The sequence below is a fragment of the Bacillus alkalisoli genome (genome assembly GCF_002797415.1).
Taxonomy (GTDB): Bacteria; Bacillota; Bacilli; order Bacillales; family Bacillaceae_I; genus Bacillus_CD; species Bacillus_CD alkalisoli.
Genome location: NZ_KZ454944.1, coordinates 1,927,444 through 1,954,358 on the forward strand (window position 1 = coordinate 1,927,444; position 26,915 = coordinate 1,954,358).

Genomic DNA, 26,915 nt, shown 5'->3' on the forward strand with positions numbered 1-26,915 from the left:
CTATCCAACTAATATTATCTAAAGGAAATAGGAACAGAGGGAGTATAATACTGTGATATTTTTTGACATAGATGGAACATTACTTGACCATGACAAAGCTGAAAAAAATGGCGCTATTGATTTTTTAAGAAATTACAAAAACGAAATAGAGTGTAGTGAAAACGAATTTGTTGAAAGATGGTTTACCTTATCTAATAAATATTTCGAAAAGTTTTTAGCAAAAGAAATGTCCTTTCAAGAACAAAGAAGAATGAGAATTAAAGATTTGTTTGGTCATCATCTAAGCGACAAGCAAGCAGATACAAAATTCAATAATTATTTGGAATTATATAAAAGTAATTGGTCTGCTTTTGAAGATGTGATTCCTTGCTTAGAAAAATTAAAACAACAAGGGTATCATCTTGGTATAATAAGTAATGGTGATTATAATCAACAAGTAGAAAAGTTAGAGCGAATAAGGATCCAGCATTTTTTTGATTGTATTATTACCTCAAGTGAAATAGGAGTGGCTAAACCTAATCCTATTATCTTTCAAGAAGCATGTGTTCAAGCGAACGTTTCATTTTATGAAAGTTATTATATAGGAGATAGATTAGAAGTTGATGCAATTGGAAGTACAGATGCAGGGCTGGTAGGAGTATGGATAAATCGAAAAAATAACACTACACATAAAGGTGTAAAAGTGATACATAGTCTTGATGAGTTAACCTTGTTAGTAATTTAATATTTCTTATTAAAGTAAAGAGTGTGATGATCTAACATTATGGCTGGAGTTCGAAAAAAGATGTAGGAAATGAAATAAGAACACTTGTTCCTAATTTTATTTTGTTGTATAATTTATTTAGTACAACACCAAGTAATTTCTTCTCTTTTATTTCTCCAAAAGGATGTGTTAGTTTACTGTGATAGCACTAGTTAGAGAAAAGGAAGCTCCTACGAGTTTTATTCATCATGACCAGCTTTTCAAACAATTAATTCACACATTTTTTCCTCAGTTTTTAGAAGCTTTTTTTCCAGAAGTGTATGAGTATGTGCACTTTTCAAGTTTACAACCATTATCTGAAGAAGTGTTTACTGATGTTTTTGAAGGCGAAAGTGCAGATATTGTTATGGAGACAAAATTAAAAGTATTTAGTGACAGTGACAGAATGAAACTTTGTGTAAGGTTATTCGTAAATAGTACTAACAAGTTACGGTTGTCAAAGAGGTGTAAGTAATGTATAAAATCTTTTGTTCTATTATTGTTATTTATTTAATTTTCTTAACGGGATGCTCGGATTCACCAAAGTATAATGATGAAGATGTTGCTGCAATAGTAAGAGGAGAAGAGATAACAATTGGTGAATTACGTTTTTTATATCCTGATGAAAAAATACTTAGTATGATTGACGGGACGATAAAAGCTACATTAATAATACAAGAAGCAAAAAAAATGAACATCGATGTGTCCTTAGAAGTAAAAGAAACGATTGAAGCGTTGAGTGATTACCCACCTGACCATATAGATACTAAGACAGCAAATTCAATTCGTGAGTTTGCTAAACCACAAGCTGAAAAACTCGGTCTAGCTCCAGAAGAATATTATAAAATGTACATTGAGAAGACAAGTGAAACAAGTGCGTATATTAATGCTTATATACAAAGGGTTCTAGGTGAACCAACAAAGGATATTGAAAAGTATGATGAACAAGCAAATAAGCATCTCAATGAATTAATTGAAGAAAATAAAGATGAGATTAAGAAACTAATCCATAACTAATGGAATTGTAGCTTCAACTATTGGGAGCGATTGTTCAATAAGAGCAGTCGCTTCTTATACTAACAAAGCAGGTTAGTGAATATGAGAGGTTACCTTCTGATTGATCGTCAATGCAACAAAAAAAGAGTAGTGAATGCTATAAATATCGACTACCCTTTTGAGTATTTATAGATGTTCGAAATTATTTTGTTAATTGACTTGGTTCTTAAAAAAGTATCTATAGTAGATATGTGATATATAGTAAGATAACGACATTGTTATAAAGCTCCAGTACCACGTCCATTTTTTGTACTTAATTAGGGTAGTATACTTAACAGCGAATGCTTCGAAAAAGGTAATAATTGATGAGTTGAAAAAAATATATAGCAGTTTTATAACACTGTTCCTCTTTTCAGGATAATACAAATTAAATAATGTACATAACGCGGGATAAACAAAGTATTCGAAAGTAAAACTTGACTTAATGGTTTTCTTGAAAAAAAGACGAGTAGGATAGGAAATTAGATTTTTTTCAACTACTAGTAATCCAAATAGCCATGTAACTAATTGTTTAAACATAAAAGCTACTTGAGCTTCTCGAAATTTGTTCTTAGGAACAAATTTGATCAATAATAGTGCAGTAACTACACAAGCCGAAATTTCAATTGTTTTTTCTAACTTGTCGTTCAATAGAATCACCTCTCTGCATATAGGTTGGGTAATAATCTTATGTTTTATGTATTTTTTACACAGTACAAAAACACTATTCAAATGAAAATGTTAATGCATAGAATAAATATGGACAATATAATGATAAACGTAGTATGTTCAATTGAATTTTCCTTTAAAGCAGAAAGAGCATTAACGAAAAATGCCAATACTCTGATTGTAATTAATGTTCTTCTTTAACTGTATTTGTCATTGTTTTAACCGACAATGAACAACCATAGAAATACTATCTTTTGTGAAGTCGTCTTTCTTCCATGAACCATAAAGATGTAATAGTTCAAATCCAAGTATATCTAATAATCTTTGTAACTCCATTGGAAAAACGTAGCGAAGGGAAATTGAATCTCTTTTAGTATGAATTAATTGCTTATTTTCCAAAATATCAGTATGTGTGACACAATATAAAATTTGGTTTTCATGATTGTACTTTTCATAGTGCTTTTCTTTTACAATTTGTTTGTCCTTATTAATATAGGACTCCTCATATTCTTCGTCCATTGATAATTCAGCTAAGATGAGATTTCGTGTATCAAAGATGAATTGCCCATTTGGTAATAGATGTTTTTTTACTGATTGAAATAATGAATCTTGGCTCTCATTTGTTAAAAAATGTTGAAAAGAATTACCGGTCATAAAAATTAGAGGCGATTTATAAGGTAATTCCAATTGCGTACAATCTTGTTGCTCAAAAACAATTTTTACATGTTCTTCAGCTGCTTTTTGTTTGGCTCGACTTAACATACCATCATGTAAATCTATACCTACCATATTAATCCCACTTTTAGCCATGGGGATTGTTAATCTACCTGTTCCGCATGCAAGCTCTATAACCCGTTGTTCCATACCATTTGCATACTCCATCATATACAGTAAATCTTCATGATAATTCCCATACATTTCATCGTATTTCTCAGGGTTTTCATATTTATCGAAATTGTTTTCAAAAATCTCTTTCATACAATTGCTCCTCCTTTAATAAAGAAGCAAAATAGTATTTTTGTTATTTTGCTTTACTTATTCTTTTAAGATTAAAGTTATTCAGTTTTCCCATTCGAATCAAAACCTTCAATGCAATAAAATAGTATATCATATTTTGACTATTCAGTAAGTGAAACACTTTTAAATATATATAATAGGAAGAAAACAGTAACAGATGAGAATCGAATAACGTCCTCATGCAGCAGGGAACTTTTCTGAGATTCATTCGTATAAATAGAAGAAATAAAGTGAGAGGATGTTGACCATGTTAAACTCAAAAAACCTTCGATTACGAAAAATGGACAAAGAAGATATTGAAAAATATCATTTATGGAGAAATGATATAGATGTTATGGCAACTACTAGTCTAGCCCTAGATGCTTATACCTTTGAAGAAACGAAAGAGTTTGTAGAGAAAGTTATACTAAATTCTAATTCGTCTAAGAGCTATATAATAGAAATGAAAGAGGATAACTTTATAATTGGTGTAACATCTCTTATTAATATCGATACAAAAAATAGAAATGCTGAGTGTATTATTGATATTGGAGAAAAGGAATACTGGGGCAAGGGGTATGGGACAGAAGCTCTAAAGATATTACTTGATTATGCTTTCTTAGAATTAAATCTACATCGTGTTTCACTAAGGGTATTCTCTCTTAACGAAAGAGCTATACATATTTATAAAAAACTTGGATTTGTGAAAGAAGGAGTAGTCCGAGAGAGCTTATATAGAAATGGTAAGTGGCATGACATTATTACTATGGGAATTCTTAAAAAGGAATATACGAGCGGGCAATAATAAAATTATAATCTTCACCTTAATAACAATACATAATGACAAAACTAGGTAATGTGGAGAGTGAACATATGGCGTATTTCAAAACACTTAAAGAAATACAGCAGCTTCAATGGGAACTCTTTATTGATTATCTGTTTATACATTTAGTCATCATTGTATTAGGTTTAGGAATAGTCATTTTTGTGGTTTTTAAGAAATAGGCTATGTTAAAGCTTGTTGTTGTTTTTTGTCAGTCTAGCGGTTGATTTCCGCGCATATCGAAGACTCCTCGTAAATGCTCCCGCATTTCCTTCGTGCGATGTATTGCTCCCGTAGCCTTCCTTGTCCTGCGGGAGAAGCGGGGAGCGGGAGACCCCGCAGGAGCGAATGCGACGAGGAGTAGGTTTTTTCACGCTAGTGAAAATAACCTTCCTTTTCAACGCCCGCGGAAAGCGAAGATATGTGCGGAAATCAACAGCGGTCTTTAACACAAACAAGAAATAAAAAACATTAAATCTGAACAATGAATTTTTCTTTTTATTATAATAGGCTTTGGGTTTTATTGCGGCTAATGCAGATAGGGGCTTATACAAATGAGTATTAAACCAAAGATAATATCAATTGCAGCTTTTTCCGGTGGAGGAAAAACTACAATAACGAAAAAATTAGGATCGGTGTTACAAGATACACAAGCTTTGTTTTTTGATGATTATGATTTTAAACAGGCACCTGTTGACCTTATAAAGTGGGTGAATCAGGGAGCTGATTATAACCTTTGGAACTTAGATCCAATGATAGGAGATATTGAATCGATAAAAGTCTCTAAAGAAGTACCATCCTACATAGTGCTAGACTATCCGTTTTCCTATATGAACGATAAAATGAAAAATTACATTGACCTATCTATTTTTATTGACACACCTTTAGACGTAGCAATGGCCAGAAGAATACTTAGAGATCACACAAATAGCCAAATTAGCGAAATACATAGCGATCTACATTTTTATTTACAATTTGGAAGAACTGCATATCTAGAAATGGAGGACAAAATAAAACCTAATGCAGATATAGTTATTGACGGAACATTACCTCCAGATCGCATTGTGGAACTTATCAACAAAGAAATAAGAGATAGAGTTTTTTGAAGCAAAAGAGGAAATAGTTTGACATCAAATAAAAGTTTGAAGGTTTGTGAAAAAGGACATTAGTTTTACAAAAGTAGCGATTGTCCAAGTTGTCCTACCTGTGATAAAGAGAGTCAACCGAATAGCGGCTTCCTCTCGAGCTTAGTTCACCTGCGAGAAATGCATTGGTTCACGAAGGAATTGACACTTTACAAGAACTATCCAACTATACGGAAAAAGAAATATTAAAAATACATGGTATTGGGCCAGCTTCCTTACCTGTGTTAAGAACCTCCTTAGAAGAAGAGGGTTTAGCTTTTAAAGAAAAAAAAAAATTGTGAAGTACTTTACATAATTACCGAGCATTCCATCAATAAGGAATGCTTTTTTGTATGTATATAATAGGAAGTAGAAGTATTTCACTTGAATGTACATATTTATAACATTACTTTCCCAATGTATATTAGTCATTATTCGTTTTTCGTATAGTAGTAAAACATTATGAAAAGACTCATTTAAAAAAATTATAAAATAAATCAAAAAAAGTTGATAAATAATACTTGTAATTTGCAACTTAAAATGGTATAAATTAGTTAATAAATCAAAAACATTTGATTAATAGCGTAAATAAAAACTTGAAAGCTACAATTAAAAGGAGATGTTCGTTATGTTAGATTTAATTATTATTGGTTCGGGTCCATTTGGTATTTCTTTAGGTGCTCATGCAGTGGCAAACAATCTTACTTATAAATTATTTGGTTATCCGATGGAATTTTGGAAAAATAAAATGCCGCAGGATATGTTCATCAGAACTCCACATGAGTTTGTGAGTTTTTCTGATCAAAGAGATGAATTAACAATTCAGCAATTTTCAGAAGAAACTGGAACTGAATTAATGACTCCACTTCCAAGACCAATCTTTGTAGATTATGCAAACTGGTTTGCAAAAAGGGCAGGAGTTGAATTTACACCGGAACTTATTACACAGGTTGATTATACAGACGGTAGATTTACAGTTATTTCGGAAACAGGTGATACGTACACAGCAAAAAATGTTATTGTCGCTACTGGGGTTGAACATTACAAATATCTTCCAAACTTCTTAAAAGAGCTTCCTTCTCAGTTTGTATCCCATACTTCTGGATATACTAGCTTTTCAGAGTTTAAGGGCAAAAAGGTAGTAGTGCTTGGCAGTGGCCAAAGTGCATGGGAAGCTGCTGGTTTATTGTATCGTGAAGGTGCTGAAGTTGAATTGGTATATCGTAAAGAAGGGCCAAACTATGCAGGAAGTCGAGAAAATGAAATTGCTCTTCGTGATGTTGGCGATATCTTTTACAACCTTCCTCTAGAAGAGAAGAAGCCAGGTTGGGGACAATCACAAGGAAGTGTCGCTCATTTTCTAAAACCATATGTGGAAGGGTTGGTTCCTCAAAATGCCAATAGTGTAATTGAAAAGATCGAACAGGTTAACGATGAGGAAGCTCGCCTTTTGCTTTCTGATGGAACAGAAAAAATAGTGAATCATATTATTGCAGCTACTGGTTTTCATATTAATGTAGATAAGGTTCCTTTCTTTAATCAAGAAATCTTAACTTTATTAGATCGTGAAAATGGATTTGCTCAGTTTCCAAAGCTAAATGAATCGTTTGAATCTAGTTTACCGGGCTTATATTTTGCTGGTCCTTTATCGTCACATAGTCATGGACCAACCTTTAGATTTATTCTGGGACTAAGAAAAACGGCAAATTCCATTATTCCATCGATTGTTCGTCAGCTTGAAAAAGTAAAGATATAACTTTATAGGAAGTGAGAGAATGAGAGAGTATTTTCAGACTATAACTCGTCGTTTTGGTCTACTCAATAAGACTTGTTGCACGGTAGATGGTATAGACGTATCTGTTATTCAAAGTCATACCTTATATGAAATTGAAAAGAATACAAATCCTTCTATACAACAAGTGGCCGATTTACTAGGTATAGATATTACTACTTTTAGTAGGCAAGTCCAAACCTTAGTTAAAATGAAACTAATTGAAAAAGTATCATCACCTGAGGATAAAAGAGTTACGCTTCTAGTCCTATCTGAATTAGGGAAGAAAGTAGCTCTGGTTATTGATCAACAAGTAAATAATGATTTAAAAGTGATATTTAGTCAGCTGAATCCATTTGAACAAGAAACCGTAGAACGTTCTATAAAACTATTGGCTAAGGCAATGATTCATACGAATCTAGGTGAGTGTAATGATGAAAAGTGCTAATCAACTTATTGATATCGTGAAGGATGTTACAATTCGGGAATCAAAACAAGAGGATATCGAGGCAATACTAAGGATATATAATCAAGGGATTGAAGACAGAATTGCTACTCTAGAAACTGTTCTTAAAGATACGGAATACATGAGAGAATGGTATAAGATGCACCAAGATCGTTATCAAGTGATTGTTGCTGAGAACAAAGAGCAAGTAGTTGGTTGGGCATCATTAAATATCTATAATTCCCGGTGTGCTTATGATGGCGTAGCTGATTTGTCTATCTATATCGAAAGAGAATCTAGAGGTAAAGGAATGGGTGGAAAGCTTATTGATAAGATTGAGGTCATTGCCCGAAGGAATAATTTTCATAAAATAATCCTATCAACCTTTCATTTTAATCAACTGGGTCAAACACTGTATAGAAAAAAAGGATACAGAGAAGTGGGGATATTTAGAAATCAAGGAATTCTAGATGGACAATTTGTTGACGTGATGGCTATGGAAAAGCTTTTATAATGTAAAAAAGAGTGAGAATATAAATAACCTGTAGTTAAAAAGTCAAAGACTGGTCAAACTTCGTTGCCGGTCTTTTTTTACTTTCAAGTCTAATGAAAAGGAAATATAGTTAATGGAAAAAAATAAGAAAACGTCGATTGTTGCCTTGGCCTTGATAACTGCTGTTTGCTTAATCGGTGACTCCATGCTCTATATTGTTCTTCCCATTCATTGGAAAGAAGCTGGATTAAGCTCGTTAATAGAAGTGGGAATATTACTTTCCATCAATCGCTTTGTTAGGTTACCACTTAATCCTTTAATAGGCTTTATCTATACGAGAATAAACTTACGTAATGGAATACTACTAGCTGTTTTACTTGCAGGAATAACAACGGTTGGCTATGGACTAGTTAACAACTTTAGTCTTTGGCTTATTCTTCGTTCGGTATGGGGGATTGCGTGGTCACTATTTAAATTGGGGGCTTTCTTATTAATTCTTCAACTAACTTCAGACTCAAATCGTGGCCATTTTGTGGGCACATACAACGGATTATATCGAATAGGAAGTTTGGTTGGTATGTTAGTAGGAGGGGTGCTCGCAGACATATATGGGATAAAGATAATTAGTATTTTAGTAGGTTTACTATCATTCATGTCTATCCCATTTATCTATAAATTTATACCTAAAGCGATAGAGAGGGAGGAAAATAAGCACCAAAGGATTTCAATTAGACATTATTTGCACATCTTTTCCAATGCAAAATTAATTTGGATCGTTGTCACTGCGTTTTTTTCTATTATGATTTTAGATGGAATGTTAAATGCAACACTTAGCCATATCATAAATATTAACTTCAATAATGAATATAACATGTTCGGCATTGTTCTTGGAGCAGCATCATTAGCAGGATTGTTACAAGCTATTAGATGGGGAATATTCCCTTTCATTTCACCCTTACTTGGTGGAGTATTAGATCGAACAAATCGTAAAGGCTACATGTTGAGTTTCTTCTTGGTTATTGCTTCGATAGCGTTATTGATCATACCGTTGCAGGTACCATTCATTATTTGGGTACCAATATTATTAGTTCATCTATTAGTCACATCTAGTGTTACAACAATCTTGGACACCATAGTTACGGAAATAGCAACGTTGGAAAAGAATAAAGTCCTAATTATGACTGTTTATACAGTTGTTGTTGATTTAGGAGCTGCGTTTGGACCGATCCTTGGATATACATTGGAAGGGAAAATTGGATTAACAAACTTATTTTGGCTTGGCTCAGTTATTTGTTTTCTATTAACGCTTAAGTGGCTGATACCTGAAAAGGGTATTACCAAAGAGATAAAAATAGAAACATCGTCACAAAATTAATCAACCTATCTCGAGGAAAGCTAAGATATGTGAGGAGATCAACAACGTGTAAAAGTATACGGAAAAAGAAATAATAAAAATTCATGGAATGCAAAGGGACGATTCTACTGATTCAGAAGCAAGAGAACAGTTCCCGTGCATCCATCTATCTTGTCTGTCGTTTCAATAGAAAAAAAGCTTAAATAGTTGAGGGAACTTTTTCGGAGTTTATTCGTACAAATAACAGAAACAGGGTGAGAGGATGTTTACTACTAAAAGTAATATACTAGGGTGAATCATTTTTATGTTCAACTTAATAACGATAAGTATAGACATTAACTAGGTAAAGTGGAGAGTGAACAAATGGGTTATTTTGAAAGACTTAAAGAAATACAGAAGCTTCAATGGGAATTTTTTATTGATTATTGGTTTATACATTTAGGCATCATTTTACTGGGGTTAGGGTTCGTTATCTTTTGGGTTGTTAAGAAATAGAAAACGTAAATCCTTAACAGCTGTGACATTTAATTATGAAGATAGGGGCTTTTACGAATTAGTATTAAACCAAAAATTATTTCCATTTCGGCTTTTTCTGGTGGAGGAAAAACTACAATAACTAAAAAATTGAATTCCATGTTACAAGAAACACAAGCATTGTTTTTTGATGATTATGAATTTGAACAGGCACCTGATGACCTTATACAGTGGGTGAATCAGGGAGCAAATTACAACCTTTGGAACTTAGATCCAATAATATCAGATATTGAATCGTTAAAAGTCTCTAAAGAAGTACCTTCCTACATATTGCTGGATTATCCGTTTTCCTATATGAACGATAAAATGAAAAATCACATTGACCTATCTATTTTTATCGACACTCCTTTAGATGTAGCAATGGCCAGAAGAATACTTAGAGATCACACAGATAGCCAAATTAGCGAAGTCCATAACGATTTACATTTTTATTTGCAATATGGAAGAACAGCATATCTAGAAATGGAGTACAAAATAAAACCTAATGCAGATACAGTTATTGACGGAACATTACCTACAGGTCGAATTGTTGAACTTATCATCAAAGAAATAAGAGATAGAGGTTTATAATGTTTTCAGCATCCATCGCTATCCTTGAAAAAAGATTGCAACTGAAAAAGTGAACTTATCCGTTTCGTTTATAACATAAATTTTTGCTGCAAGTTGTGTTAGCTTGGAGTGCTAATGCCGTATGGGATATTGTTTATAAGTAAAAAAGACATTGTTTGGTATTCCAAGCAATGTCTTTTTGGCTGTGGAAAAAAACTATATTAATCAAAACTGATCGAGAGTGTAACTTTTTTTATTTTTGAAAAAATAGTCTTGACTAGACAAGTGGATGTTGTATATCGTTTGTTATATAACGCATGATATATATAATCATGTACACGGTATGTAAGTGAAAAGGGGATTACTATGCCACCGAAAAAGAAGTTTTCCAAAGAACAAATTATAGATGCAGCATTTGAAATAGCAAAAACAGAAGGGCTAGATAAAATAACAATAAGAAAAGTTGCTGACAAATTAGGAAGTTCAATTGCTCCGATTTACGTAAACTTCAATGATGTAGAAGAACTCATCCGGGAGGTCGTAAAAAGAACTATTGATGTAAATCAACAAATGGTTCTAGAACAAAATAGTGGAGACCTATTTCGTGATATAGGTATTGCTAGTTTGCGGTTTGCAAGGGAATATAGTGTCCTTTTTATCGACTTAATGATGAAACAGAACGAGTATATAAAGGACTATAACCAAGAGATAGGTAATGACCTTGTTTCGCTAATGAAAGAGAGCCTTCACCATGAAGGGTTTACAGATGACGAGCTGATGAATATTTTATTGAAGATGAGAATTTTTCAAGGGGGCCTATCCATAATGGTTGCTAATGGATTGCTTCCGAAAGAGTTTAACGATAATAAGGTGGTAGAGCTTCTAGACAGCACGGCAGAAGATGTTATTGCGGCTGCGCGTTTACGCAAGAATGGGCAATTAGGGTAATTATTTTAATTAGGAGTGGGGGAGTAAAATGAAAAATCGTATTGTTGTCATTACTGGTGCAAATTCGGGGATTGGAAAGGCTGCTGCTAAGCAATTTGCTAAAGAAGGTTATACAGTTATTATGGCTTGTCGCAATATCGAGGTTAGCCGAAAATCTCAAGAAGAGATAGTTACGTCTACAAATAATACTCAAGTTGAGCTTATGAAATTAGATGTATCTTCTTTCGAATCAATGTATCAATTTGCCGATGAATTTAAAAGTAAGTATGAAAAATTAGACATCTTAATTCACAATGCAGCTTATTTTAATCATGGGGCTAAGCATACTCTTACTCCAGAAGGGATTGAATTGACTTTCGCGACAAATGTAGTCGGTCCGTATTTACTAACGAATTTGCTATTGGATCACCTAAAAAAGTCGGATGATGCAAGAATCCTAAATGCAGGCAGTAACATTATTAAGCACTTTTTTGAGCCTAAAAGAGAAATTGATTTTGATAACGTAACTGGGGAGTATAAAAGTAGTGAAAATTTTACTGTTTATAAAATGTATTGTCAATCCAAAATGGCATTGATGATGCTTACATTTAAAATGGCTGAGGAGTATGAGAGTGAAGGAATCAAAGTAAATGCCTTGCAGATTAACGGTGCAAAAATGTCAAAGGAAACATTAAAGAAAGTTACACCTGGTTATAGAATGGTTGCTTCGGTACAAAATTTATTTTTCCGCCAACCTAGCTATATGGCAAATAACTATTATGAAATATGTACATCTGATAGATTTAAAGATAAAACTGGCAAACTATTCAACGATAAATTAGATGTGATGAAACCCGCCTTAGCAGAATCACAGGGTTTTTTAAAACAAATTAAACAAGTAGTAGGCACAAGTAAGTATCCGGCCTATGCAGAGAATAAAGAAATTAGAAGTAAAGTATGGGAGTTATGCAAAGACCTAACAGAGTCGAATCCGAGTAATCAGGAAGTATTATGAATATAAGCTAGATAGGCTAAAAGAAACGCTGCAATCTTATTTTTTTAATAATTGCAGCGTTTTGATTTTCTCTTCCTGAACCGAACCCGTTATAGCAATTATAGGATGTTTTTTATAACATAAGTTGGAAAAAGATGTTAAAATAAAAAGGAAGAAGTAATAGAAAGGATTTATGGTAGCGTGTATATAAAAACTCAGAAATATACATATAGAGGGAGAAATTTAATTGGATATACGATTCTATGATGGTACCAATTCTCGAAAAAAAAGAAATAGTATCGAAGAAGACTTCGAATCTCAACTTTCAGCTGCAACTGCTATTTTTGCTTATTTTTTGTTTAAAGATAAGTCGAAAGAAAACATTAGTCAAATTAATATAAATTGCATAAGTAATATTGATACGTTCAAATTTTATGAGGTGATAGATGGTTTTTGGGATATCGACGTTCCTTATGATCCAAACAAATTTTTATCGATCAAGGAAGATGATCTCAAAAGAAAAGAGTTTCGAAGTATTTTTGGTGAAATTTTTGAAGAAGTATTTACTTATAAAAATTGGGATAAAGGCGATTTGGAAATTGCCCTTTTAAATTCAGAGAAAGTAGGCTTTAAAAGAGAGTTTCTATTAAAGGGAACACCACAAAAAAATCAAAAAAAGATAAGCTTTCAGTAGTGAGATGTATGGAGGATATTAAATCTTTTCAAATGACCTGCGCTATCTATGATAAAAACGGATATTTGCTTCTTGAAAGAAAGATAGTAGAAACATTGCCATCACCATTTGTTTATTCTTCTTTTCTAGTAAAAGCAAAATGGGAGTCTGATCATGTATTTACTGTTGAATCTCAATCTAGAAATTGGAAAGAGGTAATAGAATTACTATAAGAAAGTATTGGTAGGAGCGAGGGCGATACCTTTGCTCCTATCACTTGAGGAGGTTCTCTATAGTAATGGCGCTAAAACGCATACGGAAATACAATGGAGATAGAATTGTTATGGAAGAAGAAAACTTACAAGACTATATCAATTACATTCGTACAAATAATGTCAAAAAAATTCAAATAAACGAACTCTACTATCAAAAAGACCATGTGGATTTTAACATTCACAAAGCTTGGAAGAAGTTAGAATAGAAAGCTGCAAAAAACTTATAAACATAGAATCTTTAAATAAATTGGGTAACTTGAAAGTAATTATTTTGGAAAATTGCAGAAAAATACCTAGCATACAATTTATATCTGCATTGACTAACTTATCGAGCGTTGCCTTCATGGGTACGGAAGTGGAAGACGGTGACCTAACGCCTCTCCAAAAACTGGATTTTGTTATCTTTAATGATAAGAAGCATAGCATTACTCTCATTCCCTTTCGGATTTCAGTTGATGTAACGAAGGATTTCAATTCGAATGAGCTATCATTTGTGTTAATACAATGGATAATATAAGAATTTGGAGGTGTTTTGGTAATCAATATACAGATAAGAAGACCTAGAATGGAGGAAATTAAACAATTAAAAGAATTTTTTAAGATTGTAATTATAGATACATTTAATAAAGAAGGCATTGGAGAAAAGTTGGATGATATTAAGAATGAAATAAACGTAAAAGAGAGTTACTTAGAAAGTGATTTTGAAAGCAACGGTGAAAAACGCTTTTTTTTAATAGCTTTAGATGTTGATAAAATAATTGGTACCATTGAATTTGGACCAGCAAGCGAACTCATTTGTGATTGTACAAACAATAATTTCAAAGAGCTATTGGAGGTAGGGACAGTTTTTATTCTACCTGACTACCAAAGGTTGGGCGTAGGGAATTTGCTATTGAATAAAATGTACTCTACTTTACAGAATAAAGGAATAGGTGAATTTTGTTTAGATAGTGGATATATAAATGCACAAAAAATATGGAAAAAGAAATTTGGAGAACCTGATTACTGGTTAAAGGGTTATTGGGGTAAAGGGTATGATCATATGATTTGGAAAATCAGAGTAAATGATTGGGTTTAGGGTAGTAAAAAAGACATAGTTCATATTCAATTTAAGAATGATAGAGTTTAACATTACTAGTTTTGAAAACAATGTTTAAAGGAATATAAAATACTCGTCTTATGGGGTGATAAAATGGCAAACTCCTTACATATTTTAGAGGGAAAATTAGAGAAAGCTTTAATTTTGTTCGAGCAATTAGGAAAATATGAATTGGCATTAGAACAGTATAATGAAGTGGAAAAAGAAGTTATTAAAATGATGGAGCATACCGAAGTGGAATCTACAAAAGTTCATAAACTGTTAGCTCAATGCTATTTACGTCAAGCTGGTATGCTACGCCAGCTGGGTAGAAAAGAAGAAGCAAACGAAGCTAATCAAAAAGAAATAGAGAGTGCTAAACTTTCAGGAAATTCAATCTCCTATGCCCAAAGTTTATTTTCAACAGGTGTAAATCTCCTTTCCAATAGAGAAATAGAAGAAGGGTTACAGTTGTTATTGGAAGCGAAAAAACATTTTGAAGCGGAGAATTCTGTGGAGCATAAACAAGGATTGGGCTGGTATTGGATTATCATGTCCGATTTAGGAAACAAAGGAATGATAGCTAGTAGCAATGAACAGATTTTAAACTATTCTAGTAAAGCTATTGAATTACTCACCCAAATTCAAAACACTTCAGGTATTGCAAGAGCCTACAAGGCAAGAGCCACTGCATATAAAAATATGGGAAAATATAAACTGGCGGAGAATGACTTGAGAATGTCAGAAAAAATAAATGGAGAAAACTAACGGAGGAATATAGATACGGGATTACTTACAAAAAGTCAGCAGTATTGCATCATAAAGAAACTAAATTTGGCATTATACTTCTAATATGAAAAAGGGGAGATTTTATGAAAAGATATTTGTGTTTGCTATTCTGTATAGCAATAAGTTTAACACTTTTACCAGGATGCGGAAGTTCTAGTAATGGCCAATCAACTGAAGGAACAGACTGGGAACCTACAATATATGAAACTGTCAACAACATTGAAGGAGTTTCTATGATCGCAAAGGAAGGAACGGTATCCTCTACTGGATTAACTGTAATATTCGAGAATAATTCTGACAAGGATTTTATGTATGGTGCATATTTTATGTTGGAAAAGAAAATCGAAGGTAAATGGTATCAAGTCCCTGTTGCCTTAGAGGGAGAATACGGGTTCAATAGTATTGGTTATAACTTGCCTTCTTCAGATGTTAAGGAATTGCCAATCGATTGGGAATGGCTTTATGGAAGTCTGGATATCGGTGAATACCGTATAGTGAAAGATATTGATGATTTTAGAAAATCAGGGGACTATGATAAGTACCTTTTGACAGCGGAGTTTAAAGTGAACTAACCAAAGAAAATTAGTATGTAACTTAGCATGTGAAATATAGTATTTATAGTAACGATGAGCGTTAATCTAATAAGGGTTAACGTTTTTCATGTGGAAGTTATTTATATCGAAGCAGGATTGTTTAAGAAGCAATATCTCTTATAGAATATGACAGAGGAAAACATGACCTCATAAAAGAGAGCGATAGCACTGTTCCGCTATCGCCTCCTTTTCCTCCGTTTAGTCTACCACTTCACATTATTATTTTGGCTAGATATTGTTCTGTCAACATTACTACATTGCCATTAACCATATGTATATAAAAAAGCGTTCATATTTGTTTTACTATTGAAACAGTGTAGTGAAAAAACTGGGAATATATTCTCGAGAATTCTAAGTGAAGGAAGGAGAATGCTTTGTGAAGGTAAATATATTCGATATGAAGTATTAAAAAGTGTGATTTCTAAGTAAGCAAAAGAAGCAAAAGCTGCGTCCCTTTGCTTCTTTTGCTTCTTTTGAATGTTGAACGGTGAAGGGACAGTGGCTAAAGATAATTGAACAAAATATTAATCGTCTTTCTCTTTGCCTCTTTTAAGAATGGAACTAAGGAAATTTTGATTATGTTGGACTTTGGGGTTATGTGGAACAAATGAAGCTGCGAGGTCATTATGTTTTTGAGCTTTATTATAATCACCTAAAATACTATAACAGAGACACAGTTGTAAATGGGGGAGCCATGTATAGCAAGCACGATTAATAAAAGGGCTTTTAGTTTCTGGGATTTTTAGTACAGTTGCTAGCTCATACCAAGAAATCGCTTGTTTTATATGATTCTGCTGCAAGTATATGAATCCTAATCGACAACAGTTTTCACCCCGAGGTGCGTCATAGTTATAAGATCTCAGACAACTGTTAATTGCATCAGGCCATTTTTGTAAGTGTATATAACAATCTGCCATTTTTCCACAAGCTTCAATATTATCTTCTATCCACCCATTTCCTTCGTCCAAAAATGCTTGGTACCATGTAATGGCTTTCTCATACATATTATGATCCATGCATTCGTTCGCGTAATAATACTTATCCCTTGGAGAAAACTGTTTACCGTCCTCTATTGCTTTTTCATAAATGCGCAAGTTTCGATCGCTATGGGCACTCTCTTTTTTATGGACTATTGCCACATCAGAATCAAGGATATTGCCGCTTACTTCTAGATATTCATGTACGATTCCATACCATTTGAATTGCTTCTCGCGTTTAATAAGACGGTTTCGCCTTGAACTAAAATTTGGCTTTCCTTCATTATCAAATGTAAGATGGTACGCCATGGAAATAGCGTCTACATCAAATGAGAGATTTTGTTTTAACAGTAAAAACTTTTCTCTGTTTTCTTCAGTAATAATATCATCTGCATCAAGCCATAAAATATAATCCTTTGTTGCTTTAGAAAACGAAAAATTTCGCGCATCAGAAAAATCATCGATCCATTTATAATCATAAATATAATTTGTAAATGTCTTTACAATTTCCTTTGTACGGTCAGTAGATCCAGTATCAACAATAACAATTTCATCTACAATAGTTTTTACAGATGACAAACACCTTTCAATTACTCTCTCCTCATTTTTTACAATCATACAAAGACTGATAGTTATTGGATAATTTATATTCATTTTTTCGCCTCCTATGTATCATATTAATTCCTTTAGAAAAAGGTGCTAAGCCATAGGAATCAGATCTAATAGCATTAAAAAATGGAAGTGTTTGATATTATTCAAACTACGACTATTCAGAATTTAGTAGTACGAATACTTTCTACTAAAGAACAATTTTGGAAATATCGTTCTCACATATTTTCTGTAAAGATGATCTTTACTGTGATATTAAGATGTAATTAGAAATGGTGGTCAAACGTTTGAATCTACTATTTTTTACTAGACTTTGGCAAGCGCACAAGATTTATACTTTTTTTTACATAACTTAATAGTATCAAATGAAAGAGGTGAAAATTTAATGTCATCAAAACCTTGTAAACAAGCCTCAGCGACCATAGGTCATTGTGAGGCAACCGTTATTACTCCTAGCCCTGTTTCCGCGCCAACATTGGTAAAAGTCCCTGTTGTTTTAACTGAAATTTCTGTAAAAATACCGATGCATGCAAAAATTGATTTCCCAGAAGGGCAAGACGTTTTAGAAATTAAAACTATTAAAAAAAGAGTAAATGTTACGCATTGTCGTCTACTCCAACCTGGAATTGGTAATACAAGTCAGTTATTTCTTGCTGGATATGTACGGAAAAATATTCAATACGCTGCGAATCCAATTGTTGGCAACACGATTGGATTAGATTCAACTATGAAATCTTTTACTGTTGATGTTCCTTTCAACTGCACTGTGTCAATTGACAATTCTAGTTTTCTAAATCCACCAGTCGGACCTTTCCTAAATAGTCGTGATGAGTTTGACTTCTTAGTGTCTAGACCTCTTGGTACTGGCTTTCCTGAAAAAGATCAATTGCTGTCAACAGATATTTCGCAATTTCATCAGCAGAGTACTGAATTTTTCAATGAACAGGTTTTCTGTGAACTGCTCAGAGCTGATATCACCGAGTGGGATGAAGCTTTGAATCGTGTCCCGATACCTGGTGCATCGGGTATAACTGCAATAGGAGAAGGCGTGTTTACTCAGCTTTCAGAGAAAATGATTTTAGACCTCCAACTTAAAGTCCTGCAAAAACAACAAACTACTGGTGGGACAGGTGCAACGGGAGCCACAGGAGCAACGGGAGCCACAGGAGCAACGGGAGCCACAGGAGCAACGGGAGCCCCAGGAGCAACGGGAGCCACAGGAGCAACGGGAGCCCCAGGAGCAACGGGAGCCACAGGAGCAACGGGAGCCACAGGAGCAACAGGAGCAACGGGAGCAACCGGAGCAACTGGTGAAACAGGTGAAACGGGAGCAACCGGAGCAACTGGAGCAACCGGAGCAACAGGTGAAACAGGAGCAACCGGAGCAACAGGTGAAACAGGAGCAACGGGAGCAACTGGTGAAACGGGAGCAACTGGTGAAACAGGTGAAACAGGAGCAACGGGAGCAACAGGTGAAACGGGAGCAACAGGTGCAACAGGTGAAACAGGAGCAACCGGAGCAACTGGAGCAACTGGAGCAACAGGTGAAACAGGAGCAACTGGAGCAACAGGTGAAACAGGAGCAACGGGAGCGACCGGAGCAACTGGAGCAACAGGTGAAACAGGTGAAACGGGAGCAACCGGAGCAACCGGAGCAACAGGTGAAACCGGAGCAACAGGTGAAACGGGAGCAACGGGAGCAACGGGAGCAACTGGTGAAACAGGTGAAACGGGAGCAACAGGAGCAACCGGAGCAACAGGTGAAACGGGAGCAACCGGAGCAACGGGAGCAACCGGAGCAACTGGTGAAACAGGTGAAACGGGAGCAACTGGAGCAACCGGAGCAACAGGTGAAACAGGAGCAACGGGAGCAACAGGTGAAACGGGAGCAACAGGAGCAACGGGAGCAACAGGTGCAACAGGTGAAACAGGAGCAACTGGGGCAACAGGTGCAACAGGTGAAACAGGAGCAACCGGAGCAACCGGAGAAGCGGGAGCAACCGGAGCAACGGGAGAAGCTGGAGCCACAGGAGCAACCGGAGAAGCTGGAGCCACAGGAGCCACAGGAGCAACCGGAGAAGCTGGGGCAACCGGAGCAACAGGTGAAACGGGAGCCACAGGAGCAACCGGAGCAACAGGTGAAACAGGAGCAACCGGAGCAACAGGTGAAACAGGAGCAACGGGAGCAACAGGTGAAACGGGAGCAACAGGTGCAACAGGTGAAACAGGAGCAACTGGGGCAACAGGTGCAACAGGTGAAACAGGAGCAACGGGAGCAACAGGTGAAACGGGAGCAACAGGTGCAACAGGTGAAACAGGAGCAACTGGGGCAACAGGTGCAACAGGTGAAACAGGAGCAACCGGAGCAACTGGAGCAACAGGAGCAACCGGAGAAGCGGGAGCCACAGGAGCCACAGGAGCAACCGGAGAAGCTGGGGCAACCGGAGCAACAGGTGAAACGGGAGCCACAGGAGCAACGGGAGCAACAGGAGCGACAGGAGCAGCAGGTGGATTATCCGAATATGCATACATTTACAATCTCGGTGCTCAGGTTGTGCCTATAGAGGCTGACGTCATTTTTGATTCAAATGGAATAATTACACCTGGAATTACGCATGCCCCTGGAACCTCAGAAATTTTAGTTACCACTCCGGGAATCTATGAGGTTACTTTCTCTGTGTCGGGTGTAGAACCAAACCAATTCGCATTATTTTTAAATGGTGCACCTGTAGCAGGAACGGTCTATGGATCAGGTGCAGGAACTCAGCAAAATAACGGTCAGGCTATAATCGCCGTATCAGCTGGAGATGTAATTACCCTTCGAAATCATACCTCTTCGGCAGCTGTTACCCTTCAGACTTTAGCTGGAGGCACACAAACAAACGTAAATGCTTCAATTGTCATAAAAAAATTGGATGGATAAGGAACTATCATAAAATCAGTGTGAATTTTTATTAAGATTTCATTAAGCATGACGGGCGATAGAGAGGTTTATTTGGAGAACAAACCTGTGGTTCATAGGGTATTAACGGATTTCAATAATTTGTATATCCGAACAACTTTCAATCAATCGCCCCTCAATTTTATGTACCACAAGAAATTGAGGATGCAATTGATTTTTTATTTACAATTTAAAAAGAAAGTACACATGTGTATGTACTTTCATCATTACTATACTTGATTTCATCTAAAAGTTCTTTTGCCGAATAATTGTAATCCTCTCCTTTCACTCACGATTACCCTATTTTTTAAGACAATTTATGGTGTATATTTTTAAAAAACATATGAGATTTTACATTGTCTTTTGTACCAAGGGTTATGATATTTAGTTTGTCGTTTTTTTGCTCCTTAAGTCCTCCTTTTTTCATTAAACGAATCATAATTATGAAATTGATTCCCTTGAATATAATTTAATGGAATATTAAAACATTTCTTTTAAAAAATAGTTAATTCTCTTACTTTTGTTATATAATGGAGTAAAGTGAAAACTATCAACTGGATGTGAAAGAATTGAAACCTTTGTTAAAGAATGCTTACCTGTCATACCATGGCCTAGAAATTATTTTTTCTTCTCTACGATGGGTTTTTTTACTATTGTCTACTGTCGTCTTTACCGTACGATATACTCAAAACCCAGATCCTTTAAAGTTTTACTTGTTTGTTGCTTTAGTTGTTTTTGGAATATTATATATGGGCGTTTCCGATTATTACTTACATAAGTCACCTGAAGGTTCAACGATGTATACATTCATGACAAAGGGAGGGCCATTCTTTGACTTTATTGCCTTTTCTGCCCTTATCCCGTTAACTGGTGGGATTGAAAGTCCACTTTTACCAGTGGCATATTTAATTCTTTTACATATTGCTGTTTATTGGAGAATCGTCGGTGGATTAATAGCTGCAACTTTATTTTGTACCTTCTACTCTATCATCTTTTATATGCAAGTCTCAGATGTATATACGTTAAGTAATTTAGTAGTTTATTTTTGCCAAGTTCTCTTTTTGTTCTTAGTTGGGGGGTTAGGTGGAATTATCGTTTCAAGAGAACGGAAGCAACATTCAGAAAAGAACGAGTTAGCAGAAGTGGCAAATCGCGATTATCTTACCAATCTATTAAATCACCGTTCATTTCAAGAAAATTTACGTAAGGACTTAGAAAACGGCTCAGATTTTTACCTAGTTTTAACCGATATCGATAGGTTCAAATCTATTAACGATCAACACGGACATGTAACGGGAGATAAAGTATTACGCCAAATCGGAGAAATGATCTCGTCTATTATCCCAGCAAAACAAGGGAAAGTTTTTCGCTATGGGGGAGAAGAGTTTGCCATTATTCTTCATATGAATAGAAAAAAAGAAGTAGACAATCTTTTAGTTACTATTAAAGAAGCTGTTGCTAGTCATCTTTTTTATTGTGATGGCGGTGAATCCTTTTCTGTCACGATGAGTTTCGGAAGCTGTAAACAAAATGGCGAAAAGCCAGATCAATTAGTAGAAAAAGTAGATAAGCTTCTATATGAAGCGAAGCATCGAGGAAGAAACCAAATCGTATACTCAAATGTCGGATGAGGTATATATTTTAGAGGTCAGGATTTATGCAAATAACTCATGACCTCTAAACCTTTATTTCACCACTCTTAACCCCTTACCAGCTATTATTTCTTCGACTCCCTCTTCGCAGACACCATACGACCTCCATGAGCAAGTTTCACAGACTGTGCCAATATCAGAGGGGATGACATGTTTTCTTATAGCAGATTCAACATGTTTCCATTTTAATATTTGTCCAATGCGAATGTTCATTTTTTCTAGTATCGCTGCATCGCGCTCATAAATATTTTTGTCCTGGCAATGATATTCACCTGTATTTGGATATTTCTCACATAAATGATCAGGACCTTTAACAATTTGTATCCATGTATCAGGGTTATTTCTAAGTGTTTGATGTATGTTTGTCATATTTTCTACGTACTCTTTTGAGTATCCCATGCCTCGATATCCTAACAGGCAAAAAAGATGATGGCCTCGTAACCTATACATATGTATCCCCCTGAAATGTTACTGATTAAAAGTAAACTATAATGCTCCTTCGGTTAACATTTTTCTGTTTACATCATAACATAATTGTTCCTAAAATTGGATGGAAAATCAGTTTAAACGCAGTCTCTTTGCTACTCTTTTTAACTACCGAGAAATAATTAGGTAGTGTTTTTTCACCATAGTTCTAAGTTCTATTATAATAATGGAAGAAGGTGAGGTGATAAAATGGACAAGCAAATTCTTGAAATACTTACGGACATGAGTAAACAGATGACAAAAATGAGCAACGATATCGAAGAATTAAAAGGATTAAGAACAGATTTTCAAGATTTAAAAGTAGATGTTCATGAATTAAAAGTAGATGTCAATGAATTAAAAGTAGAAGTTAATGATTTAAAAGTTGATATGAATGAATTAAGGTCCGAGATGCATATCAGATTTGATTCTGTTGATTCGATGTTAGAAGGAATAGATAATCAGTTTGAACTTACAGCCGAAGCTAGAATCACTGATGTTGATTTTATTACTGATAAGATGAATAGACTCGAGAAAGAAATTTATATATTAAAAACAAAATAGCTGAATGAAGAGCTTAATGTTACGAAACAAGAGCGTTTGCAACTACTAGAAATAACATCTTAATGCGAATAAATAAGTAAAAGGCAATTTTCTCTATTACAAAAGGAGGAAATTGTCTTTTTCTATTAAAATGTAAGAATGTGTGAAACGGGGACGGGGTTAATTTCACATAAATTTTAAAAAAGTGTTCCTTCCTACGACTAATACCCATATACATGAATAAAAGCGTATCAGGGGTAGATGTCGGTGGATAAACAAACTAGTCCGTTTAGATGGGTTGTCTTTGCTTCTGTATTGTTTACATATGTTATCATTTCGAGCCAGCGTACAGCTCCTGGTTTAATAACAGACCAAATTATGCTCGGGTTTAATGTGACGGCAACAACAATAGGATTACTTGCAAGCATACAGTTTTTTGTTTATACAGGGTTGCAAATACCAATGGGATTTATGGCAGACCGGTATGGGCCAAACTTTTTCCTCATTATTGGTGCGAGTTTGACCGGTGTAGGAACTATCATTTATAGCATTGGGACACAGGAATCTATTTTGTTTTTTGCACGGATTTTGATTGGAGTTGGAGATGCTACTATTTGGGTCAATATGGTGCTAATTTTAGGCCAATGGTTTACAGCGAGAGAATTTACAAAACTAATAGGTGTTACAGCGATGACAGGAAGTCTTGGTTTTTTGTTAGCGACAGTTCCTTTTGCTTTTGTGATTGACTTGTTTGGGTGGAGACCGGCATTTTTCTTAACCGGTGTATTACTTTGTGCATGTGCCATTGCTCTTTATCTTGTATTAATAAAAATACCAAACCACACTTTTTTCATAAAAGTAGAAAAAATGCCTGAGAAGCCAACCGCCTTGCTTCAACGGATCTTTTCAACAAGGCAAGCATGGGCATTATTTCTATGTCACTTCGGAATTGTCGGAACATATGTAGGGTTTATTAGCTCTTGGGGAGTTCCTTATGGAATGACTGTGTTCGGTATGACACTGGCTGAGGCGAGTCACCTAATGATGGTAGGTCTTATTGGAGCGTTAATTGGAGCACCACTAGCAAGTTATCTATCTAGCAGGTTTAATGAAATAAAGCGACCATATATTTTCGTACACGTCGTCCTTGTATGTTGTTGGTCTGTATTCGTTTACTTTAATGGAAGTCCACCTTCTAACATGTTAACAGTGCTTTTCTTTATTATAGGATTAGCTTATGGAGCTAATGCATTAACTTTTGCTGCCGTTCGTCAAACATTCCCGATTAAAGAAGCTGGTATTGTTTCTGGCTTCGCGAATACGGGAGGTTTCTTAAGTGCTGTCTTGTTACCGACTATTTTTGGGAAAATATTAGATCACTTTCAAGTTGTATCAGGTAGTACGATTAATGGATATTACTATGGGTTCTTTACCCCTGTTATTTTTTCCATAATAGGCTTGATTGGAATATTAATGGTCCAAGAGAAGCGATTAGAAGGTAATATTAATTTGAAGAGTGTCGATTAGAAGCTTGAAGGTGAATTTTTGATTATGTACGTTTTTTTGTGCAGAAAAGGTGGGAATGGAAGGGAATGAATTATTTTTAGGGAATACTCTTTTTAACTCATTTTTGGAGGAAGTTAAAAATGAAGCCAATACTGTATAGGGGAGAATAGAGGATGTTAGTATTAGCCATTATCTTAGGTGGATTAATGATCTATTTTTTAACACCAATGCGAAATGAAATACATAAAGATTTTGTACAATCTGCATCTAAAAGTTTTACTGTTGCTATGAAAAATAGTTTTATTCTTACTACTTTTCATAAAAAAGCGGTTTTTGCATTGTTATTGTTTTTAATAACAATATTGGTTATATGGTGGTCCCATATTCAAACGGAATTATACAATGTTGCTCATGGAATACAGCCTAAAATAATACCAACGAATCAAGCGGTTAGTTATATAATAGGTTTCACGTTTTATGTATTCACTATTTATCTACTATTAATTATCAGAAGGACAATTAAATTGTTACGCCTTTAAACAGGAAGTGCCTTCGTACCTTACGAATGCACTCTTTTTTAATTTTTCTTTTACCACGTCAAACTTCACTAAAATAATCTAAAATATTCTCCCTATTTTCCTATATTTTGAAACTTTTATTATTATAATCTCGTATTACTACAGACTCCGTTTTACAATGTATGAATACTATACGAAAAACGAATTATTTAACTTATATATTATTGAAAAACGGTGTAATACACGAACATAGTAAAAGTTCATAAAGAAAATAATTCTTTTTTTTCAATAAACGAACCGTATTTATGAAGTTGATTCACATTCACATATTGAAAGAAACGAATAATAAAGGGGAGAACAGCATGTTCACACAATTAAATGAACGACTAATAGAAGTAAAAGAAAAAATGCGGTTAAAAACAAAATATGAAGATCATATAGATAGGCTACATAGTTACATAAAAAAAGAAGAGCAAAATAGATATAAGCTTAGATCTCAATTAGAAAAAGAAAAAGAAGATGTCACACGTCTAGAAACATTTACACTCACGAATATTTTTTACACTATTACTGGTAGAAAACTAGCAAAGCTTGATAAAGAGCAACAAGAAGTTCTAGCAGCTAAATTAAAGTACTCTGAGTCTGTAGAAACACTTAGAGATATGGAACAAGAAATGGTAGAATTCCAGAAAAAGTTGTTCTCTGTATCGAGAGTAAATGAGGAGTACCAACAAGTTCTTCAAGAAAAAGAAAGACTTATACACGATGAAGAATCTATTTGGAGTGAAAAGCTTTACGACATTGCCGAAAAAGAAGCTAACTTAACGGGTGCGTTAAAAGAATATGGTGAGGCAATCGCTGCAGGAAGGCAAGCGGTTAATACGCTGAATATGGCATTAAGTTCTCTTCAAGCTGCAAAAAACTGGTCTACGGTTGATATGTTCGGTGGTGGTCTTATTACAACCGCCATGAAGCATAGTAATTTTGATGATGCGAAGCATTATATTCATTCTGCTCAAAGTAAATTACGTCAGTTCCAAGAAGAGTTGCTAGATATTAAAACTCATTATGAAGCAAACGTAGAAATTGGCGGCATGCTTACATTTGTTGACTATTTCTTTGATAGCTTTATTGTCGACTGGATAGTGCATGGTAAAATAAATGAATCCTATAGCCAAACACAAAGTACGTTAGGAAGTGTAACTAAAGTATTGAACGATATAACAAATCAAAAAGATAGCTTAGCAAATGAACTACAAATTATTATACAAGAGCGTTTAAATATAGTGGAAAATAAGAAATAAAGCATTGTATTTTATACCGGCAGAATGACAACAACAATGGAGGAGTTATAATGAAAAATAACTATAAGGAAACGGAATGTCCAAAGTGTCAAGGAACTCACAAAGTAAAAGGACGTTCGGAAGTTGCGGGCGGTGGACGTAAACCTTGGGTGGAAACGAATTAGGAAAAGGAAAACATAGCTGCTATGCTGTCATATCTCCAATTGGTAAACTTAGTTTCGGTTCAAATGTAGAATACTTACTTTGTACAGGTTGCGGTTTTATTATTGAAAGCTATGTATCAAATCCAGAGAAGTTTAAGTGAACGATTCATAGTTAGCGAGTGGTTCATCTTTGTTCGGTTCTATTTAGTAAAGTGTGAGGGGAATTTTCTCAATCTTAACCAAAAAGTCTACTGGAGAGAATTATCATGATTTCTTAATTATAGTTCCGAGCAAACACGTATTTTCATCGTACGATTAAAAGATTAGAATCTTCTAGTCTAGTAGAAGGCATCATCCAGTTAGGTTCTGGAGTTGTAGGATATACGGATGAAT

Annotated in this window: 29 protein-coding genes and 1 pseudogene; 26 read left to right on the plus strand and 4 right to left on the minus strand. The window is 34.8% G+C overall.

Going from position 1 to position 26,915, the window contains the following annotated elements:
* The first annotated feature begins 52 nt into the window (after positions 1-52).
* The 3 genes from CDZ89_RS09485 to CDZ89_RS09495 all read left to right on the plus strand — a co-directional run bounded on the left by CDZ89_RS09485 (position 53) and on the right by CDZ89_RS09495 (position 1,759).
* Positions 53-724: an HAD family hydrolase gene (locus CDZ89_RS09485; protein ID WP_096154164.1), complete on the plus strand. Its 672-nt coding sequence runs from the start codon at positions 53-55 to the stop codon at positions 722-724.
* 178 nt (positions 725-902) lie between these two features.
* On the plus strand, positions 903-1,217 hold the full coding sequence (locus CDZ89_RS09490; protein ID WP_198508238.1) for a hypothetical protein: 315 nt from the start codon (positions 903-905) through the stop codon (positions 1,215-1,217).
* Entirely contained in the window at positions 1,217-1,759 is a 543-nt protein-coding gene (locus CDZ89_RS09495) for a SurA N-terminal domain-containing protein (RefSeq protein ID WP_096154166.1), read from the plus strand. The genes CDZ89_RS09490 and CDZ89_RS09495 overlap by 1 nt, the downstream gene beginning before the upstream one ends.
* Positions 1,760-1,948: 189 nt before the next feature.
* On the opposite strand, the gene CDZ89_RS20370 is transcribed toward CDZ89_RS09495, so the two are convergent.
* Together CDZ89_RS20370 and CDZ89_RS09510 are read right to left on the minus strand one after the other, a co-directional pair.
* Positions 1,949-2,437, minus strand: coding sequence for a CBO0543 family protein (locus CDZ89_RS20370; protein WP_319830038.1), 489 nt, complete (start codon positions 2,435-2,437; stop codon positions 1,949-1,951).
* Positions 2,438-2,656: 219 nt separating this feature from the next.
* Entirely contained in the window at positions 2,657-3,424 is a 768-nt protein-coding gene (locus CDZ89_RS09510; protein ID WP_100333610.1) for a class I SAM-dependent methyltransferase, read from the minus strand.
* A 286-nt stretch (positions 3,425-3,710) separates the two neighbouring features.
* Here CDZ89_RS09510 and CDZ89_RS09515 point away from each other — a divergent pair, with 286 nt between their 5' ends.
* The 16 genes and pseudogenes from CDZ89_RS09515 (at position 3,711) to CDZ89_RS09595 (ending at position 15,843) form a co-directional block, all read left to right on the plus strand.
* Entirely contained in the window at positions 3,711-4,247 is a 537-nt protein-coding gene (locus tag CDZ89_RS09515; protein WP_100333611.1) for a GNAT family N-acetyltransferase, read from the plus strand.
* Positions 4,248-4,819: 572 nt separating this feature from the next.
* Positions 4,820-5,371, plus strand: coding sequence for a nucleoside/nucleotide kinase family protein (locus tag CDZ89_RS09520; protein ID WP_096154173.1), 552 nt, complete (start codon positions 4,820-4,822; stop codon positions 5,369-5,371).
* Positions 5,372-5,389: 18 nt separating this feature from the next.
* Positions 5,390-5,691 (plus strand): annotated as a pseudogene (locus CDZ89_RS09525) (RNA polymerase alpha subunit C-terminal domain-containing protein).
* A 326-nt stretch (positions 5,692-6,017) separates the two neighbouring features.
* The gene (locus CDZ89_RS09530; protein WP_157842710.1) at positions 6,018-7,145 is read left to right on the plus strand and encodes an NAD(P)-binding domain-containing protein; all 1,128 of its coding nucleotides are present in this window, start codon (positions 6,018-6,020) and stop codon (positions 7,143-7,145) included.
* Between the two features lie 19 nt (positions 7,146-7,164).
* Positions 7,165-7,608 (plus strand): MarR family winged helix-turn-helix transcriptional regulator, encoded by a 444-nt coding sequence (locus tag CDZ89_RS09535; RefSeq protein ID WP_100333613.1) that lies wholly within the window; start codon positions 7,165-7,167, stop codon positions 7,606-7,608.
* 16 nt (positions 7,609-7,624) lie between these two features.
* Positions 7,625-8,119 (plus strand): arsinothricin resistance N-acetyltransferase ArsN1 family A, encoded by a 495-nt coding sequence (locus tag CDZ89_RS09540; RefSeq protein ID WP_227521585.1) that lies wholly within the window; start codon positions 7,625-7,627, stop codon positions 8,117-8,119.
* 112 nt (positions 8,120-8,231) lie between these two features.
* Positions 8,232-9,473, plus strand: coding sequence for an MFS transporter (locus CDZ89_RS09545; RefSeq protein ID WP_100333614.1), 1,242 nt, complete (start codon positions 8,232-8,234; stop codon positions 9,471-9,473).
* Between the two features lie 531 nt (positions 9,474-10,004).
* Positions 10,005-10,556 (plus strand): nucleoside/nucleotide kinase family protein, encoded by a 552-nt coding sequence (locus CDZ89_RS09550; RefSeq protein WP_100333615.1) that lies wholly within the window; start codon positions 10,005-10,007, stop codon positions 10,554-10,556.
* 345 nt (positions 10,557-10,901) lie between these two features.
* Positions 10,902-11,483, plus strand: a complete 582-nt coding sequence (locus CDZ89_RS09555; RefSeq protein ID WP_096154186.1) for a TetR/AcrR family transcriptional regulator — start codon at positions 10,902-10,904, stop codon at positions 11,481-11,483.
* A 28-nt stretch (positions 11,484-11,511) separates the two neighbouring features.
* Positions 11,512-12,477 (plus strand): SDR family NAD(P)-dependent oxidoreductase, encoded by a 966-nt coding sequence (locus CDZ89_RS09560; protein WP_096154188.1) that lies wholly within the window; start codon positions 11,512-11,514, stop codon positions 12,475-12,477.
* A 226-nt stretch (positions 12,478-12,703) separates the two neighbouring features.
* Positions 12,704-13,150 carry a hypothetical protein gene (locus CDZ89_RS09565; protein ID WP_096154190.1) on the plus strand — a complete coding sequence of 149 codons (447 nt, stop codon included), beginning with the start codon at positions 12,704-12,706 and terminating at the stop codon, positions 13,148-13,150.
* 8 nt (positions 13,151-13,158) lie between these two features.
* The gene (locus CDZ89_RS09570; protein WP_100333616.1) at positions 13,159-13,362 is read left to right on the plus strand and encodes a hypothetical protein; all 204 of its coding nucleotides are present in this window, start codon (positions 13,159-13,161) and stop codon (positions 13,360-13,362) included.
* Positions 13,363-13,427: 65 nt separating this feature from the next.
* Positions 13,428-13,610: a hypothetical protein gene (locus tag CDZ89_RS09575; protein ID WP_096154193.1), complete on the plus strand. Its 183-nt coding sequence runs from the start codon at positions 13,428-13,430 to the stop codon at positions 13,608-13,610.
* A gap of 359 nt (positions 13,611-13,969) precedes the next feature.
* Complete coding sequence (locus CDZ89_RS09585) at positions 13,970-14,482, plus strand: GNAT family N-acetyltransferase (RefSeq protein ID WP_100334291.1); 513 nt, start codon at positions 13,970-13,972, stop codon at positions 14,480-14,482.
* Positions 14,483-14,596: 114 nt separating this feature from the next.
* On the plus strand, positions 14,597-15,250 hold the full coding sequence (locus tag CDZ89_RS09590; protein ID WP_096154195.1) for a hypothetical protein: 654 nt from the start codon (positions 14,597-14,599) through the stop codon (positions 15,248-15,250).
* A gap of 104 nt (positions 15,251-15,354) precedes the next feature.
* Entirely contained in the window at positions 15,355-15,843 is a 489-nt protein-coding gene (locus CDZ89_RS09595; RefSeq protein WP_100333618.1) for an immunoglobulin-like domain-containing protein, read from the plus strand.
* A 545-nt stretch (positions 15,844-16,388) separates the two neighbouring features.
* Here CDZ89_RS09595 and CDZ89_RS09600 read toward each other — a convergent pair.
* Complete coding sequence (locus CDZ89_RS09600) at positions 16,389-17,489, minus strand: tetratricopeptide repeat-containing glycosyltransferase family 2 protein (RefSeq protein ID WP_100334292.1); 1,101 nt, start codon at positions 17,487-17,489, stop codon at positions 16,389-16,391.
* 346 nt (positions 17,490-17,835) lie between these two features.
* On the opposite strand from CDZ89_RS09600, the gene CDZ89_RS09605 reads away from it, so the two are divergent.
* Positions 17,836-20,373 (plus strand): CsxC family protein, encoded by a 2,538-nt coding sequence (locus CDZ89_RS09605; RefSeq protein ID WP_227521482.1) that lies wholly within the window; start codon positions 17,836-17,838, stop codon positions 20,371-20,373.
* A gap of 578 nt (positions 20,374-20,951) precedes the next feature.
* On the plus strand, positions 20,952-22,022 hold the full coding sequence (locus CDZ89_RS09610; RefSeq protein ID WP_227521483.1) for a GGDEF domain-containing protein: 1,071 nt from the start codon (positions 20,952-20,954) through the stop codon (positions 22,020-22,022).
* A 54-nt stretch (positions 22,023-22,076) separates the two neighbouring features.
* Here the strand turns inward: CDZ89_RS09610 and CDZ89_RS09615 are convergent, their stop codons facing one another.
* Positions 22,077-22,493, minus strand: coding sequence for a DUF1284 domain-containing protein (locus tag CDZ89_RS09615; protein WP_096154200.1), 417 nt, complete (start codon positions 22,491-22,493; stop codon positions 22,077-22,079).
* 225 nt (positions 22,494-22,718) lie between these two features.
* Between CDZ89_RS09615 and CDZ89_RS09620 the strand changes: the two genes are divergently transcribed.
* The 5 genes from CDZ89_RS09620 to CDZ89_RS09640 all read left to right on the plus strand — a co-directional run bounded on the left by CDZ89_RS09620 (position 22,719) and on the right by CDZ89_RS09640 (position 26,683).
* On the plus strand, positions 22,719-23,072 hold the full coding sequence (locus CDZ89_RS09620; protein WP_227521484.1) for a hypothetical protein: 354 nt from the start codon (positions 22,719-22,721) through the stop codon (positions 23,070-23,072).
* A 246-nt stretch (positions 23,073-23,318) separates the two neighbouring features.
* Complete coding sequence (locus tag CDZ89_RS09625) at positions 23,319-24,578, plus strand: MFS transporter (protein WP_096154202.1); 1,260 nt, start codon at positions 23,319-23,321, stop codon at positions 24,576-24,578.
* A 152-nt stretch (positions 24,579-24,730) separates the two neighbouring features.
* Entirely contained in the window at positions 24,731-25,096 is a 366-nt protein-coding gene (locus CDZ89_RS09630; protein ID WP_100333620.1) for a hypothetical protein, read from the plus strand.
* Positions 25,097-25,437: 341 nt separating this feature from the next.
* The gene (locus CDZ89_RS09635; RefSeq protein WP_100333621.1) at positions 25,438-26,379 is read left to right on the plus strand and encodes a hypothetical protein; all 942 of its coding nucleotides are present in this window, start codon (positions 25,438-25,440) and stop codon (positions 26,377-26,379) included.
* Positions 26,380-26,524: 145 nt separating this feature from the next.
* Positions 26,525-26,683 carry a transcription initiation factor TFIIIB gene (locus tag CDZ89_RS09640; protein WP_096154208.1) on the plus strand — a complete coding sequence of 53 codons (159 nt, stop codon included), beginning with the start codon at positions 26,525-26,527 and terminating at the stop codon, positions 26,681-26,683.
* Positions 26,684-26,915 lie beyond the last annotated feature (232 nt).

Bases quoted from the DNA above. Each gene is read 5' to 3' on its own strand.
- CDZ89_RS09630 (WP_100333620.1), top strand. From the start codon at position 24,731: ATGTTAGTATTAGCCATTATCTTAGGTGGATTAATGATCTATTTTTTA.
- CDZ89_RS09590 (WP_096154195.1), top strand. From the start codon at position 14,597: ATGGCAAACTCCTTACATATTTTAGAGGGAAAATTAGAGAAAGCTTTA.
- CDZ89_RS09570 (WP_100333616.1), top strand. From the start codon at position 13,159: ATGGAGGATATTAAATCTTTTCAAATGACCTGCGCTATCTATGATAAA.
- CDZ89_RS09615 (WP_096154200.1), bottom strand. From the start codon at position 22,493: ATGTATAGGTTACGAGGCCATCATCTTTTTTGCCTGTTAGGATATCGA.
- CDZ89_RS09605 (WP_227521482.1), top strand. From the start codon at position 17,836: ATGTCATCAAAACCTTGTAAACAAGCCTCAGCGACCATAGGTCATTGT.
- CDZ89_RS09495 (WP_096154166.1), top strand. From the start codon at position 1,217: ATGTATAAAATCTTTTGTTCTATTATTGTTATTTATTTAATTTTCTTA.
- CDZ89_RS09595 (WP_100333618.1), top strand. From the start codon at position 15,355: ATGAAAAGATATTTGTGTTTGCTATTCTGTATAGCAATAAGTTTAACA.
- CDZ89_RS09575 (WP_096154193.1), top strand. From the start codon at position 13,428: ATGGCGCTAAAACGCATACGGAAATACAATGGAGATAGAATTGTTATG.
- CDZ89_RS09560 (WP_096154188.1), top strand. From the start codon at position 11,512: ATGAAAAATCGTATTGTTGTCATTACTGGTGCAAATTCGGGGATTGGA.
- CDZ89_RS09545 (WP_100333614.1), top strand. From the start codon at position 8,232: ATGGAAAAAAATAAGAAAACGTCGATTGTTGCCTTGGCCTTGATAACT.
- CDZ89_RS09510 (WP_100333610.1), bottom strand. From the start codon at position 3,424: ATGAAAGAGATTTTTGAAAACAATTTCGATAAATATGAAAACCCTGAG.
- CDZ89_RS09535 (WP_100333613.1), top strand. From the start codon at position 7,165: ATGAGAGAGTATTTTCAGACTATAACTCGTCGTTTTGGTCTACTCAAT.
- CDZ89_RS09520 (WP_096154173.1), top strand. From the start codon at position 4,820: ATGAGTATTAAACCAAAGATAATATCAATTGCAGCTTTTTCCGGTGGA.
- CDZ89_RS09635 (WP_100333621.1), top strand. From the start codon at position 25,438: ATGTTCACACAATTAAATGAACGACTAATAGAAGTAAAAGAAAAAATG.
- CDZ89_RS09585 (WP_100334291.1), top strand. From the start codon at position 13,970: ATGGAGGAAATTAAACAATTAAAAGAATTTTTTAAGATTGTAATTATA.
- CDZ89_RS09555 (WP_096154186.1), top strand. From the start codon at position 10,902: ATGCCACCGAAAAAGAAGTTTTCCAAAGAACAAATTATAGATGCAGCA.
- CDZ89_RS09620 (WP_227521484.1), top strand. From the start codon at position 22,719: ATGGACAAGCAAATTCTTGAAATACTTACGGACATGAGTAAACAGATG.
- CDZ89_RS09515 (WP_100333611.1), top strand. From the start codon at position 3,711: ATGTTAAACTCAAAAAACCTTCGATTACGAAAAATGGACAAAGAAGAT.
- CDZ89_RS09530 (WP_157842710.1), top strand. From the start codon at position 6,018: ATGTTAGATTTAATTATTATTGGTTCGGGTCCATTTGGTATTTCTTTA.